General features: G+C 60.3%; 10 protein-coding genes. All 10 read left to right on the forward strand.

Translation table 11 applies throughout. From position 1 onward, the window contains the following. Positions 1 to 148: 148 nt before the first annotated feature. The 10 genes from AC1DU9_RS01145 (at position 149) to AC1DU9_RS01190 (ending at position 14,632) form a co-directional block, all read left to right on the forward strand. Positions 149 to 1,213 carry a pilus assembly protein PilM gene (locus tag AC1DU9_RS01145; protein WP_223457770.1) on the forward strand — a complete coding sequence of 355 codons (1,065 nt, stop codon included), beginning with the start codon at positions 149 to 151 and terminating at the stop codon, positions 1,211 to 1,213. Then, on the forward strand, positions 1,213 to 1,779 hold the full coding sequence (locus AC1DU9_RS01150; RefSeq protein WP_223457768.1) for a PilN domain-containing protein: 567 nt from the start codon (positions 1,213 to 1,215) through the stop codon (positions 1,777 to 1,779). The genes AC1DU9_RS01145 and AC1DU9_RS01150 overlap by 1 nt, the downstream gene beginning before the upstream one ends. Beyond that, positions 1,776 to 2,399, forward strand: a complete 624-nt coding sequence (gene pilO / locus AC1DU9_RS01155) for a type 4a pilus biogenesis protein PilO (RefSeq protein ID WP_223457766.1) — start codon at positions 1,776 to 1,778, stop codon at positions 2,397 to 2,399. Before AC1DU9_RS01150 ends, pilO begins: the two co-directional genes overlap by 4 nt. Further along, positions 2,396 to 2,923, forward strand: coding sequence for a pilus assembly protein PilP (locus AC1DU9_RS01160; RefSeq protein ID WP_223457764.1), 528 nt, complete (start codon positions 2,396 to 2,398; stop codon positions 2,921 to 2,923). Before pilO ends, AC1DU9_RS01160 begins: the two co-directional genes overlap by 4 nt. 13 nt (positions 2,924 to 2,936) lie before the next feature. Beyond that, positions 2,937 to 5,006 (forward strand): type IV pilus secretin PilQ, encoded by a 2,070-nt coding sequence (locus AC1DU9_RS01165; RefSeq protein ID WP_223457762.1) that lies wholly within the window; start codon positions 2,937 to 2,939, stop codon positions 5,004 to 5,006. Between the two features lie 4 nt (positions 5,007 to 5,010). After that, positions 5,011 to 5,529, forward strand: a complete 519-nt coding sequence (gene aroK / locus AC1DU9_RS01170; RefSeq protein WP_015093141.1) for a shikimate kinase AroK — start codon at positions 5,011 to 5,013, stop codon at positions 5,527 to 5,529. A gap of 150 nt (positions 5,530 to 5,679) precedes the next feature. Beyond that, positions 5,680 to 6,780, forward strand: a complete 1,101-nt coding sequence (gene aroB / locus AC1DU9_RS01175; RefSeq protein ID WP_223457759.1) for a 3-dehydroquinate synthase — start codon at positions 5,680 to 5,682, stop codon at positions 6,778 to 6,780. Positions 6,781 to 6,790: 10 nt separating this feature from the next. Then, entirely contained in the window at positions 6,791 to 8,386 is a 1,596-nt protein-coding gene (locus AC1DU9_RS01180) for an AAA family ATPase (RefSeq protein WP_223457757.1), read from the forward strand. Between the two features lie 349 nt (positions 8,387 to 8,735). Then, a complete protein-coding gene (gene gltB, locus AC1DU9_RS01185) occupies positions 8,736 to 13,181 on the forward strand; it encodes a glutamate synthase large subunit (protein ID WP_223457756.1) in 4,446 nt (1,481 codons plus the stop codon). A 32-nt stretch (positions 13,182 to 13,213) separates the two neighbouring features. Continuing rightward, positions 13,214 to 14,632: an FAD-dependent oxidoreductase gene (locus AC1DU9_RS01190; protein WP_223457755.1), complete on the forward strand. Its 1,419-nt coding sequence runs from the start codon at positions 13,214 to 13,216 to the stop codon at positions 14,630 to 14,632. Positions 14,633 to 14,827 lie beyond the last annotated feature (195 nt).

Below are 14,827 nucleotides of genomic sequence, written 5' to 3' on the forward strand. Positions count from 1 at the left end.
GCATTAAGCAAATGCGGAAAAAAAGCGCTGGGCATTATAAGCATTTTTCTGCTCGGGAGCGTGGTTGGCGCTGCTCTCAAGACGGGTGGATTGAACGCAATTGACAATGCAGAGTCCGTAACTCACGGAAAGTCATAGGGAATTGGTTGTGCCAGGACTCTTCAACAAAAAATCCAATACGCTGCTGGGAATCGACATCAGCTCCACCTCGGTGAAACTTCTTGAGTTGAGCCGTCAGGGTGAGCGCTACCGTGTCGAGGCCTATGCGGTCGAGCCGTTGCCGGTCGGGGCGGTGATCGAAAAAAATATCGCCGAGCTCGAAGGCGTGGGGTCGGCCCTCGCCCGCGCGCTGGCCAAGGCCAGAACCGGCCTCAAGAACGTGGCCGTGGCCGTGGCAGGCTCGGCGGTGATCACCAAGACCATCGAGATGGAGGCCGGTCTTTCCGAGGACGAGATGGAAAGCCAGCTGAAAATCGAGGCTGACCAGTACATCCCTTATCCCTTGGACGAAGTCGCGATCGACTTTGAAGTCCAGGGCACCTCCGGGCGCAATCCCGAGCGCGTCAACGTGCTGCTCGCTGCTTGCCGCAAGGAAAACGTCGAGGTCCGCGAGGCAGTCCTGGCCTTGGCGGGGCTTACCGCCCGCGTGGTCGATGTCGAGGCCTACGCGCTGGAGCGCTCATTCGCGTTGCTGGCCAGTCGGCTTGCGGTTTCCGGGGAGCGTTTGACGGTCGCAGTGGTGGATATCGGTGCCACCATGACCACTCTGAGCGTGCTGCACGGCGGGCGGATTATCTACACCCGCGAACAATTGTTCGGTGGTCGGCAATTGACCGAGCAAATCCAGCGTCGCTATGGCCTGACGCTGGAGCAGGCGGGGCTGGCGCAAAAGAAGGGCGGCCTGCCGGATGACTATGCCAGTGAGGTCTTGCAGCCATTTCGAGAGGCGCTGGTGCAGCAGGTGTCGCGCTCGTTGCAGTTCTTCTTCGCCTCAGGCCGGTACAGCACCGTCGACCATGTCCTGTTGGTCGGCGGTACCGCGTCGATCCCGGGACTGGACCGTTTGATCGAGCAGCAATTGGGCACGCCGACCCAGGTTGCGAATCCTTTTTTCGAAATGACTCTGGGCAGCAAGGTCAATGGTGCTGCTCTGGCGAGTGATGCCCCGGCGTTGATGATCGCCTGTGGCCTGGCCCTCAGGAGCTTCGATTGATGGCACGGATCAACCTTTTACCCTGGCGCGAGGAGCGGCGTGAAGCCCGCCGCAAGCGCTTCCTGCTGATCCTGGTGGCCGTGATGGTGGGCACGATGGGCGCGGTGCTGGTCGCGAACCAGGCCATCAGCGGTGCCATCGACCGGCAAGTCGCCCGTAACGACTACATCGGCAAGCAAGTCGCTGTGGTCGATGAGCGAATCAAACAGATCGATGATCTCAAAGCGCGCCGTCAGCAACTGGTCGAGCGCATGCGCATCATCCAGGACCTGCAAGGCAATCGCCAAATCAGCGGGCGAATATTTGACCAGTTGGCGCGAGCACTGCCCGACGGCGTGTATTTCACCGAAGTGAAAATGACCGCAAAGACCTTGTCCATCACCGGCGCTGCGCAATCCAACAACCGTGTTTCAGACTTGATGCGCAACCTCGAGGCATCAGACTGGTTCGATGCGCCGAGCCTGACTGAGGTCAAGGCCACAGCTGCCGGTCAGGTGGAGCCGGCCAACGTCTTCCAGTTGACCGTGCGCCAGACTCGACCCGCAGCACCGGAGGGGGGCAAATGAGTCCATCCGAATGGTTCGAAGGGCTGCGCAAGATCGACATCAATGAACTGGATACCAGCAACATGGGTTCCTGGCCGCCGCCGATCAAGTTTCTGGTGGCCGGGTTGCTCATGCTTCTGGTGCTGGCCCTGGGCTACAACTTTTCCACTCGCGACCTTGAGAGCCAACTCGATCTCAAACGCGAGGAAGAGTCGACTCTCAAGGAGCAGTTCGCCGGCAAAGCCCGCATGGCGGCGAATCTGGATCTCTACACCCGGCAGTTGAAGGAAATGGAGAACGCCTTCGGCGAGCTGTTGCGGCAACTGCCCGGCGACACCGAGGTGCCCGGTTTGCTGGAAGACATCACTCGTACCGGTCTGGGTAGTGGTCTGGAGTTCGAAGAGATCAAGCTGCTGCCGGAGGTCGCCCAGCCGTTTTACATCGAACTGCCGATCCAGATCACGGTCACCGGGGATTACCACGATCTGGCCACCTTCGTCAGTGGTGTGGCCGGGTTGCCGCGAATCGTCACCTTGCACGATTTCGACCTTGCCCCCGTCAGCCCCCAGGGGGGGCCGAAGCTGCGCTTGAGCATCCTCGCCAAGACCTACCGCTACAACGACAAGGGACAGCATCAATGAGACCGGCGCAGTGTTTTTCGGTAATGGTGGTGCTGTCTGCTCTGTCCGGTTGTGGCGCAGGCGATGACTACGACGATCTGGACGCGTACATGGACGAAATGCGCCTGCGTGGGCCGGGCAGGATTGAACCAACGCCGGTATTCCGGTCTTACCCGACATTCACTTACAACGCGGCGAATCTGCGCAGCCCTTTTTCACCGCAGGTCAGCAGCGATCTGGCGGCTCAGCGGCGGGGTTCACGTAACGTCAAGCCCGACCCTGGTCGGGTCAAGCAATACCTTGAAGGTTTCAACATCGAGCAGTTTGAAATGGTCGGCACCCTTTCCAATGCAACGGGCTCTTATGCCTTGCTGCGAGGGGCGGGCGGGGTCCATCGGTTGAAAGTCGGCGATTACCTGGGGCGAAACGACGGACGGATCGTTGCGATCAGTGGCTCGCAAGTCGATGTGGTTGAAATTGTCCCTGATGGTCAAGGCGCGTGGCTGGAGCGTCCCCGGACCATTCCTTTGAAAGAGCACTCATAGTGGAACTCCAATAATGAACAGGATTCTCTCCACCGTCGGCCTTTCGCTATGGATAGCGTTGTTGTCGCCGATGGTACAAGCGGCCAATCTCAAGGCGCTGGATGTCGCTGCGCTGCCGGGAGACCGTGTCGAGTTGAAGTTGTCGTTCGATGCGCCACCCCCGGTGCCCCACGGCTATACGACGGAGTCGCCGGCCCGGATTGCCCTGGATTTGCCGGGTGTCGCCAGTCAGCTGGCCAGCAAGACTCGCGATCTCGGCAGTGGAAATGCCCGTAGTGCAACGGTGGTGGAAGCCCGGGACCGTACGCGGTTGATCATCAACCTGACCCAGTTGGCCCCGTACGACTCGCGAATTGAAGGCAACAATTTGCTGGTAGTTGTCGGGCAGGGTGTCAAACCGTCGACATCCAGGCCGGCGGCCACGGCAATGCCGGTTCCGGCACGCGCCGCTACGCCGGCAGGCAAGGCCATTCGGGGTGTGGATTTTCAGCGCGGCACGCAGGGCGAGGGCAATGTGGTGATCGACTTGTCGGATCCATCGATGGCGCCCGATATACAAGAGCGCGAGGGCAAGATCATCGTTGGCTTTGCCAAAACCCGATTGCCCGAGCCGTTGCGCGTGCGTCTGGATGTGAAGGATTTCGCCACGCCAGTGCAGTTCGTCAATGCCAGCGCGAGCGGCGATCGAGCGACCATCAGCATTGAGCCTGGTGGCAGGTTCGATTATTCGACCTATCAGACCGACAGCAAGCTCACGGTCAGCGTTCGCCCGGCGACGGCCGACGACCTGCAAAAGCGCAATGCCGGGCAACACGCCTACAGCGGAGAGAAACTTTCGCTGAATTTCCAGGACATTGATGTGCGCTCGGTACTGCAACTGATCGCCGACTTCACCAACCTCAATCTGGTGGCCAGCGACACGGTACAAGGGGGGATTACCCTGCGCTTGCAGAGCGTGCCGTGGGATCAGGCGCTGGATCTGGTGCTGAAAACCAAGGGGCTGGACAAGCGCAAGGTCGGCAATGTCCTGCTTGTTGCGCCGGCCGATGAAATTGCTGCCCGTGAGCGCCAGGAGCTGGAATCACAGAAGCAGATCGCCGATCTGGCGCCATTGCGTCGGGAGCTGTTGCAGGTCAACTACGCCAAGGCGGCGGACATCGCCAAGCTCTTCCAGTCGGTGACCAGTGCCGAAGCGAAACCCGACGAACGGGGGTCGATCACCGTCGATGAGCGCACCAACAACATCATTGCCTACCAGACCCAGGACCGGCTTGACGAGCTGCGCAGGATTGTCACGCAGCTGGATATCCCGGTGCGTCAGGTGATGATCGAGGCGCGGATCGTCGAAGCCAACGTCGACTATGACAAAAGCCTTGGGGTGCGCTGGGGTGGTTCGATACAGAACAAGGGCAACTGGAACACCTCCGGCGTCAGCAATGGACTCAATGGGTCATCGACCATCGGTACACCCGGCAGTACCAGCACCAACTCACCGTTCGTCGACATGGGCGTAGCCAACAACACCTCGGGAATCGGCATCGCGTTCATCACCGATAACGTCTTGCTGGACCTGGAGCTGACGGCGATGGAAAAAACCGGTAACGGGGAAATCGTCTCACAGCCCAAGGTGGTCACGTCCGACAAGGAAACCGCCAAAATCCTCAAAGGCACTGAGATTCCCTATCAGGAAGCCAGTTCCAGTGGCGCGACTTCGGTGTCGTTCAAGGAGGCTTCGCTGTCGCTGGAGGTGACGCCGCAGATCACGCCCGACAACCGGATCATCATGGAGGTCAAGGTGACCAAGGACGAACCGGACTTCCTGAACAAGGTCCAGGATGTGCCGCCGATCAAGAAAAACGAGGTCAACGCCAAGGTCCTGGTCAACGATGGCGAGACCATCGTCATTGGCGGTGTTTTCTCAAATACTCAGAGCAAGGTCGTAGATAAGGTGCCATTTATTGGCGATGTGCCGTATCTTGGCCGCCTTTTCCGGCGTGATGTGGTTTCGGAGAAAAAATCCGAGCTGTTGGTATTCCTCACTCCGCGTATCATGAATAACCAGGCGATTGCTGTGAGTCATTGATTCTGTGCGAAATTTGATTCTTGTTGGACCGATGGGTGCTGGAAAAAGCACCATCGGCCGGTTGCTGGCCAAAGAGCTGCGCCTGCCATTCAAAGATTCCGATAAGGAAATTGAATTGCGCACGGGCGCCAATATCCCTTGGATCTTCGATAAAGAAGGCGAACCGGGCTTTCGTGATCGCGAGCAGGCAATGATTGCCGAGCTGTGCGATTACGACGGTGTGGTGCTGGCGACAGGCGGGGGCGCGGTCATGCGCGAAGCCAATCGCCGGGCACTGCATGCCGGTGGGCGAGTGGTTTATCTGCATGCGTCGGTCGAGCAGCAGGTCGGTCGCACGGCCCGCGACCGCAATCGGCCACTGTTGCGTACTGCCGATCCGGCCAAGACCCTTCGGGATCTGTTGGCGATCCGCGATCCGCTTTATCGGGAAATTGCCGACCTGGTGGTCGAAACCGATGAGCGACCGCCACGAATGGTCGTACTCGACATTCTAGAGCGCTTGCAGCAGCTGCCACCCCGTTAAAGCGCCGCGCGAAATGCGCTATCCTCGACGTCGCGCCATGACCGCTCAAGGTTGTGGCGGATGGCTACCGAACGGCGTCACACCAGCAGAGGCCGTGGATATTCGTAAACTCAGGGCAGGATGCCTGATTCATCTTCACTGTGGGGACACATGCAGACACTCAAGGTCGATCTAGGCGAGCGCAGCTACCCGATTCATATTGGCGAAGGTTTGTTGGATCAGCCCGAGCTGCTGGCCCCGCATATTCGCGGACGGCAAGTAGCGATCATCACCAACGAGACTGTTGCGCCGCTCTATCTCGAGCGTCTGACCCGCAGCCTGGCGCAGTTCTCGGTGATTTCCGTGGTGCTGCCCGACGGCGAAGCCTTCAAGACCTGGGAAACCCTGCAACTTATTTTCGACGGCCTGCTGACTGCCCGGCATGACCGCCGCACCACAGTGATCGCCCTCGGTGGCGGTGTGATCGGTGACATGGCCGGCTTTGCCGCCGCCTGCTACCAGCGCGGCGTCGATTTCATTCAGGTTCCGACCACGCTGCTGTCTCAGGTCGACTCTTCGGTGGGCGGCAAGACCGGGATCAACCATCCGCTGGGCAAGAATATGGTCGGCGCCTTCTACCAGCCCAACGTGGTGCTGATCGATACTGCCAGCCTCAATACCCTGCCGGCGCGCGAGCTGTCCGCCGGATTGGCCGAAGTCATCAAGTACGGGCTGATCTGTGATGAGCCTTTCCTGACCTGGCTTGAAGACAACGTCGACCGCCTGCGCAATCTGGATCAACAAGCCCTGACTTATGCCATCGAGCGCTCCTGCGCGGCCAAGGCGGCGGTGGTCGGCGCCGATGAGAAAGAGACCGGTGTTCGTGCCACCTTGAACCTGGGCCACACTTTTGGCCACGCGATCGAAACCCACATGGGCTATGGTGTGTGGCTACATGGTGAAGCTGTGGCTGCTGGCACCGTAATGGCGCTGGAAATGTCCAGGCGACTGGGCTGGATCAGCGAGCAGGAGCGTGATCGCGGCATTCGTCTGTTCCAGCGTGCGGGTCTGCCGGTCATTCCGCCAGAAGAGATGACAGAAGCCGATTTTCTCGAACACATGTCCATTGATAAAAAAGTGATCGACGGTCGTTTGCGCCTGGTGCTGCTGCGCCGCATGGGTGAAGCGGTGGTGACCGACGATTATCCGAAAGAGGTTCTACAGGCCACGCTGGGGGCAGACTACCGCGCCCTGGCCCAGCTTAAAGGTTAATAAGAACACGATGACTAGTTTGCATGCCGACGAGGCTTTCCTCGGCCATTACCAGTTGAGTCATGACCCTTTTGCTCCTCGGGTGCCTGGCTTCAAATTTTTCCCGGCCCAGCGCAAGCCCGTGCTGGGACAACTGCATCACCTGGCGCGTTACAGCCAGTTGCTGCTGGTGGTCACCGGTCCCGAGGGCAGTGGCAAGACCCTGTTGCGTCAGGCCCTGGTTGCCAGCACCAACAAGCAATCGGTACAAAGTCTGGTGGTGTCCGCCCGCGGCGCCGGCGATGCGGCCGGGGTGTTGCGTCAGGTGGCCCAGGCGCTGAACGTTGCCCAGGCTGATGCCGACGCTATTCTGGCCCAGGTGGTGCAGCTTGCACTGACCGGGCAGGAAGTCTATCTGCTGGTCGATGACGCCGAACAACTCGACGAGTCCGCCCTTGAGGCGCTGATGACCCTGGCTGCCGGCGCGCCTGAAGGCCGCCCGCATGTGTTCCTGTTCGGTGAAACTTCGCTGATTGCTCAGCTTGAGGCTTTGCATCTCGAGGAAGAGCGTTTCCATGTCATCGAGTTGCAACCCTACACCGAGGAAGAAACCCGCGAATATCTGGAGCAGCGGCTTGAAGGCGCTGGTCGCGGTATCGAACTTTTCACCGCAGATCAGATCTCTGATATTCACGAAAGCTCCGAAGGTTGGCCTGGCAGCATCAATCAGGTCGCCCGCGATGCAATGATCGAAGCCATGATCGCCAGCCGCTCAGCGGTCAAGCGTCCAAAAATGGGGTTCAATATGCCGAAGAAACACGTATTGGCGATTTCCGCCGTGGTCGTGGTCGCGGTAGCTGCCGCCTGGCTGATGCCGGGTCGCAACAAGGCACCGACCACGGGTGCACCGGCCAACGAACAGGCGCAACTGCCGCTTGGCCAGGGTCAGCCAACAGCGAATGGCGGTGCTCCGGCCGTCGAATTCGCCGGTAATACGCAGCCGATGCCGTTGCCGTTGGTCGGTAACTCGCAACCGGTCATGCGCGGTCCGCTGGCTGAAGCCGCGGGTGGCATTACCGAGGGCGACGACGGCGTGCCGGTTGAAGGTTCCAGCGCCACACCGCCGACCGTCACCACAACCGCACCGCCTGTGGGTGTTCCTGCCGGTCCTGCGCCGACGCCAGCGGCCAAGCCGACCCCTGCGCCGACTCAGGTCGCCACCGCCAAGCCAGCGCCTGCTCCAGTGGCCAAACCTGCTCCAGCCCCAGCCAAGCCAGCCGTTGCTGCTGCGGCCAAGCCTGCCGAGAAACCGGCTCCGACTCCGGCGGCCAAGGCTGCTGGCGGCACCTGGTACGCAGGGCAAGCACCGGGCAACTACGTGGTGCAAATCCTTGGCACCAGCTCTGAAGCGAGCGCGCAAAGCTTCGTCAAGGAGCAGGGCGGCGAGTACCGTTACTTCAAGAAAGTCCTCAACGGCAAGCCGCTTTACGTGATCACCTACGGCAACTTCGCCAATCGTGATGCAGCTGTTTCCGCCATCAAGGCCTTGCCAGCGAAGGTTCAGGCTGGTAAACCTTGGCCTCGCACTGTCGCCAGCGTCCAACAGGAACTGGCAACAACTCGCTGAAGATTCGGCGGCCTTACCCAGGCCGCCTCTCCAAGCACCTCAAAATTTCTACAAGCGCGCGCCGCCTTCCGGGCTGCGTGCCTTGTGGTGTCTGCGTCACAGTAGTCTTTGAGTCGTTGCGGTCAAAATTAAAAAAAGTTTTGACTAGCACAGCAGATCGCTTTAAACCTTTCACAAATGCGACATAGATTTGCGGCATTTCGTCGTCAAATTTGTGAGGCTAAGTGTCGGTGTGTACAATGACCTCCCTTTTGTCCCCGCAAAGCTGGCGTACGTTCGGCGTGGATGGCAAGTGGTTGAATTGAAAAGAAATTTGCTTCGCGAGAAGCAGCCTGGTGAGAAAGTGTCTATGAAAGCAGGTCTGTACCAACCAGATGAATTCAAGGATAACTGCGGTTTCGGCCTGATAGCCCATATGCAGGGCGAGCCCAGTCATACCCTTTTGCAAACGGCCATCGAGGCCCTGACCTGCATGACCCACCGCGGTGGGATTAATGCCGACGGCAAGACCGGTGACGGTTGCGGTCTGCTGATTCAAAAGCCGGACGTGTTCCTGCGAGCCATCGCCCAGGAAACCTTCGGCGTCGAAATGCCCAAGCAATACGCTGTGGGCATGGTTTTCTTCAACCAGGACCCGGTCAAAGCCGAAGCCGCTCGCGAGAACATGAACCGCGAGATCCTTGCCGCCGGCCTGCAACTCGTCGGCTGGCGCAAAGTGCCGATCGACACCAGTGTCCTCGGCCGCCTGGCCCTTGAGCGCCTGCCGCAGATCGAGCAAGTGTTCATCGGCGGTGAAGGCCTGAGCGATCAGGACATGGCCGTCAAACTGTTCACCTCCCGTCGTCGCTCGTCTGTGGCCAACGCCGCTGACACCGACCACTACGTCTGCAGCTTTTCGCACAAGACCATCATTTACAAAGGCCTGATGATGCCGGCGGACTTGACCGCCTTCTATCCGGACCTGAGCGATGAGCGCCTGCAAACCTCGATTTGCGTGTTCCACCAGCGCTTCTCCACCAACACCCTGCCGAAATGGCCGCTGGCCCAACCGTTCCGCTTCCTGGCGCACAACGGCGAGATCAACACCATCACCGGCAACCGCAACTGGGCCGTGGCCCGTCGCACCAAGTTCACCAACGATCTGATGGACCTGGAAGAACTCGGCCCGCTGGTCAACCGCGTGGGTTCCGACTCTTCGAGCATGGACAACATGCTGGAGCTGATGGTCACCGGTGGCATCGACCTGTTCCGTGGCGTGCGGATGATCATTCCGCCGGCGTGGCAGAACGTCGAGACCATGGACCCGGATCTGCGTGCGTTCTACGAATACAACTCGATGCACATGGAACCGTGGGACGGCCCGGCCGGCGTGGTAATGACCGACGGTCGTTACGCGGTGTGCCTGCTCGACCGTAACGGTCTGCGTCCGGCGCGTTGGGTCACCACCAAGAACGGCTTCATCACTCTGGCCTCGGAAATCGGTGTCTGGAACTACCAGCCTGAAGACGTGATCGCCAAGGGCCGTGTGGGACCTGGCCAGATCTTTGCCGTGGACACCGAAACCGGTCAGATCCTCGACACCGACGCCATCGACAACCGCCTCAAGTCCCGTCATCCGTACAAGCAATGGCTGCGCAAGAATGCCCTGCGCATCCAGGCGACCATGGAAGACAATGACCACGGTTCAGCGTTCTACGACGTCGATCAGCTCAAGCAATACATGAAGATGTACCAGATCACGTTCGAAGAGCGCGACCAGGTGCTGCGTCCGCTCGGCGAACAGGGCTACGAAGCCGTGGGCTCGATGGGCGACGATACGCCGATGGCCGTGCTGTCCCAGCGCGTGCGCACGCCGTACGACTATTTCCGCCAGCAGTTCGCGCAGGTCACCAACCCGCCGATCGACCCGCTGCGTGAAGCCATCGTCATGTCGCTGGAAATCTGCCTCGGTGCCGAGCGCAACATTTTCCAGGAGTCGCCGGAACACGCTTCGCGCGTGATTCTCAGCTCGCCGGTCATTTCCCCGGCCAAGTGGCGCTCGCTGATGAACCTCGATCGTCCGGGCTTCGAGCGCGCGATCATCGATCTCAACTACGACGAAAGCGTCGGTCTCGAAGCGGCAATCCGCAATGTTGCCGATCAGGCTGAAGAAGCCGTGCGCTCCGGTCGCACTCAGGTCGTACTGAGTGACCGTCACATCGCTCCAGGCAAATTGCCGATCCACGCATCCCTGGCGACCGGCGCGGTGCACCACCGCCTGACCGAAAAAGGCCTGCGCTGCGACTCCAACATCCTGGTGGAAACCGCGACCGCTCGCGATCCGCATCACTTCGCCGTGTTGATCGGTTTCGGCGCCTCCGCCGTTTATCCGTTCCTGGCTTACGAAGTGCTGGGCGACCTGATCCGTACCGGTGAAGTGCTGGGCGACCTCTACGAGGTGTTCAAGAACTACCGTAAAGGCATCACCAAGGGGCTGCTCAAGATCCTGTCGAAGATGGGCATCTCGACCATCACTTCGTACCGCGGTGCGCAGTTGTTCGAGGCCATCGGCCTGTCCGAGGAAGTCTGCAGCCTGAGCTTCCGAGGCGTACCGAGTCGCATCAAGGGTGCGCGTTTCGTCGACATCGAAGCTGAGCAGAAGGCCCTGGCCACAGAAGCCTGGAGCCCGCGCAAGCCAATCCAGCAGGGTGGTTTGCTGAAGTTCGTCCACGGTGGCGAATATCACGCGTACAACCCGGACGTGGTCAACACCCTGCAGGCCGCCGTGCAGCAGGGTGACTACAGCAAGTTCAAGGAATACACGTCGCTGGTGGACAACCGCCCGGTGTCGATGATCCGCGACCTGCTGAAAGTCAAAACCCTCGACACGCCGTTGGATATGAGCGAAATCGAACCGCTGGAATCGGTGCTCAAGCGCTTCGACTCCGCCGGTATCTCCCTGGGCGCCCTGTCGCCGGAAGCTCACGAAGCCCTGGCCGAAGCCATGAACCGCCTCGGTGCGCGTTCCAACTCCGGCGAAGGCGGCGAAGACCCGGCGCGCTACGGCACTATCAAGAGCTCGAAAATCAAGCAGGTCGCCACCGGCCGTTTCGGTGTGACCCCGGAGTACCTGGTCAACGCTGAAGTGCTGCAGATCAAGGTCGCCCAGGGCGCCAAGCCTGGCGAAGGTGGTCAACTGCCAGGCGGCAAGGTCAACGGTCTGATCGCCAAGCTGCGTTATGCAGTGCCGGGCGTGACCCTGATTTCGCCGCCGCCGCACCACGACATCTATTCGATCGAAGACTTGTCGCAGCTGATTTTCGACCTGAAACAGGTCAACCCGCAGGCGCTGGTCTCGGTGAAGCTGGTAGCAGAAGCGGGCGTCGGCACCATCGCTGCCGGTGTGGCCAAGGCCTATGCGGACTTGATCACCATCTCCGGCTACGACGGCGGCACCGGTGCATCGCCGCTGACCTCGATCAAATACGCGGGCGCTCCGTGGGAACTCGGCCTGGCCGAAACCCACCAGACCCTGCGCGGCAACGACCTGCGCGGCAAAGTCCGGGTGCAGACCGACGGCGGCCTGAAAACCGGCCTTGACGTGATCAAGGCGGCAATCCTCGGCGCTGAAAGCTTCGGCTTCGGCACCGCGCCAATGATCGCTCTGGGCTGCAAATACCTGCGCATCTGCCACCTGAACAACTGCGCCACCGGCGTTGCGACCCAGAACGAGAAGCTGCGCAAGGATCACTACATCGGTACCGTCGACATGGTGGTGAATTTCTTCACCTACGTCGCCACCGAGACCCGTGAGTGGCTGGCCAAGCTGGGCGTGCGCTCCCTCGAAGAGCTGATCGGCCGTACCGATCTGCTGGAAGTCCTCGAAGGACAGACCGCCAAGCAACATCACCTGGACCTGACTCCGTTGCTGGGCAGCGACCACGTGCCGGCGGACAAACCGCAGTTCTGCGGTGTGGAACGCAACCCGCCGTTCGACAAGGGCCTGCTGGCCGAGAAAATGGTCACCATGGCCACCTCGGCGATCAATGACCTGAGCGGTGCCGAGTTCGACCTGGAAATCTGCAACTGCGACCGTTCCATCGGTGCGCGCATCTCTGGCGAAATCGCGCGCAAGCACGGCAACCAGGGCATGGCCAACGCGCCGATCACGTTCCGCTTCAAAGGCACGGCCGGGCAAAGTTTCGGCGTGTGGAACGCTGGCGGCCTGAACATGTACCTGGAAGGCGACGCCAACGACTACGTCGGCAAGGGCATGACCGGCGGCAAGCTGGTGATCGTTCCGCCCAAGGGCAGCGTCTACCGCACCCAGGACAGTGCCATTATCGGCAACACCTGCCTGTACGGTGCTACTGGCGGCAAGCTGTTCGCTGCCGGCACCGCGGGCGAGCGTTTTGCCGTGCGTAACTCTGGTGCCCACACTGTGGTGGAAGGCACTGGCGATCACTGCTGCGAGTACATGACTGGTGGTTTCGTCTGCGTATTGGGCAAGACCGGTTACAACTTCGGCTCTGGCATGACCGGCGGTTTCGCCTACGTGCTCGACCAGGACAACAGCTTCGTTGACCGGGTCAACCACGAACTGGTGGAAATCCAGCGGATCAGCGGCGAGGCGATGGAAGCCTACCGCAGCCACCTGCAAAACGTGCTGAACGAGTACGTCGAGGAAACAGATAGCGAGTGGGGTCGTGAACTCGCCGAAAACCTCGATGACTACTTGCGCCGTTTCTGGCTGGTCAAGCCCAAGGCTGCCAACCTGAAATCGTTGCTTTCCAGCACCCGTGCCAATCCGCAGTGATATGCGCCTGAAGAGTTTGATGAGGTTTTAAAATGGCTGAACGTCTGAATAATGACTTCCAGTTCATCGAGGTCGGGCGCAAGGATCCGAAGAAGAAACTGTTGCGTCAACGCAAGAAAGAGTTCGTGGAAATCTACGAACCCTTCAAACCCCAGCAGTCGGCCGACCAGGCCCACCGCTGCCTGGGTTGCGGTAACCCGTATTGCGAGTGGAAGTGCCCGGTGCACAACTTCATTCCCAACTGGCTGAAGCTGGTGGCCGAGGGCAACATCCTCCAGGCCGCCGAGCTGTCGCACCAGACCAACACCCTGCCGGAAGTCTGCGGCCGGGTGTGCCCGCAGGATCGTCTGTGCGAGGGTGCCTGCACCCTCAACGACGGTTTCGGCGCGGTGACCATCGGTTCGGTGGAGAAGTACATCACCGACACCGCGTTCGCCATGGGCTGGCGCCCGGACATGTCCAAGGTCAAGCCGACCGGCAAGCGTGTCGCGATCATCGGTGCCGGGCCTGCAGGCCTGGGCTGTGCCGACGTGCTGGTGCGCGGCGGCGTGACCCCGGTGGTGTTCGACAAGAACCCGGAAATCGGCGGTCTGCTGACCTTCGGCATCCCCGAGTTCAAGCTGGAAAAGACCGTGCTGAGCAATCGTCGCGAAGTCTTCACCGACATGGGTATCGAGTTCCGCCTCAACACCGAGGTAGGCACGGACGTGACCATGGAGCAACTGCTCGAAGAATACGATGCGGTCTTCATGGGCATGGGCACCTACACCTACATGAAGGGCGGCTTTGCCGGGGAAGACCTGCCGGGCGTGCATGACGCACTGGACTTCCTGATCGCCAACGTCAACCGCAACCTGGGCTTTGAAAAGTCGCCGGAAGACTTCGTCGACATGAAAGGCAAGAAGGTTGTGGTGCTGGGCGGTGGCGATACGGCGATGGACTGCAACCGTACGTCGATCCGCCAGGGCGCCAAGGCAGTGACCTGTGCCTATCGTCGTGACGAAGCGAACATGCCGGGCTCGCGCAAAGAGGTGAAGAACGCCAAGGAAGAAGGCGTGAAATTCCTCTACAACCGCCAGCCGATCGCCATCGTTGGTGAAGACAAGGTCGAAGGTGTGAAGGTGGTCGAGACCCGTCTCGGCGAACCGGACGCCCGTGGCCGTCGCAGCCCCGAGCCAATCCCGGGCTCCGAAGAGATCATCCCGGCCGACGCCGTGGTCATCGCCTTCGGTTTCCGCCCGAGCCCGGCGCCGTGGTTCGAACAGTTCGAGATCCAGACCGACAGCCAGGGCCGCGTGGTGGCGCCGGAACAAGGTCAGTACAAGCACCAGACCAGCAACCCGAAAATCTTCGCCGGTGGCGACATGGTGCGCGGTTCCGACCTGGTGGTAACGGCGATCTTCGAAGGCCGCAATGCGGCGGAAGGGATCCTGGATTATCTGGGCGTGTAACCCCCGATCCAGAGCCAAATGCAATACCCCCTGTGGGAGCGAGCTTGCTCGCGATAGCGGTGGACCAGTCGACAGAAATGTTGAATGTGACGCCGCCATCGCGAGCAAGCTCGCTCCCACAGTTGTTTCGCGGTGTTGCTAAACTCTGTATTTCATTGCGACAAATTGACCCGAAAGACAAAAGCCTCCGCTCTT

It is taken from the genome of Pseudomonas sp. P4_C1, from assembly GCF_056402155.1.

Excerpts from the sequence above, each read along its gene's own strand:
- AC1DU9_RS01180 (WP_223457757.1), top strand. The coding sequence starts at position 6,791 with ATGACTAGTTTGCATGCCGACGAGGCTTTCCTCGGCCATTACCAGTTG.
- AC1DU9_RS01160 (WP_223457764.1), top strand. The coding sequence starts at position 2,396 with ATGAGACCGGCGCAGTGTTTTTCGGTAATGGTGGTGCTGTCTGCTCTG.
- AC1DU9_RS01190 (WP_223457755.1), top strand. The coding sequence starts at position 13,214 with ATGGCTGAACGTCTGAATAATGACTTCCAGTTCATCGAGGTCGGGCGC.
- AC1DU9_RS01150 (WP_223457768.1), top strand. The coding sequence starts at position 1,213 with ATGGCACGGATCAACCTTTTACCCTGGCGCGAGGAGCGGCGTGAAGCC.
- aroB (WP_223457759.1), top strand. The coding sequence starts at position 5,680 with ATGCAGACACTCAAGGTCGATCTAGGCGAGCGCAGCTACCCGATTCAT.
- AC1DU9_RS01165 (WP_223457762.1), top strand. The coding sequence starts at position 2,937 with ATGAACAGGATTCTCTCCACCGTCGGCCTTTCGCTATGGATAGCGTTG.
- gltB (WP_223457756.1), top strand. The coding sequence starts at position 8,736 with ATGAAAGCAGGTCTGTACCAACCAGATGAATTCAAGGATAACTGCGGT.
- pilO (WP_223457766.1), top strand. The coding sequence starts at position 1,776 with ATGAGTCCATCCGAATGGTTCGAAGGGCTGCGCAAGATCGACATCAAT.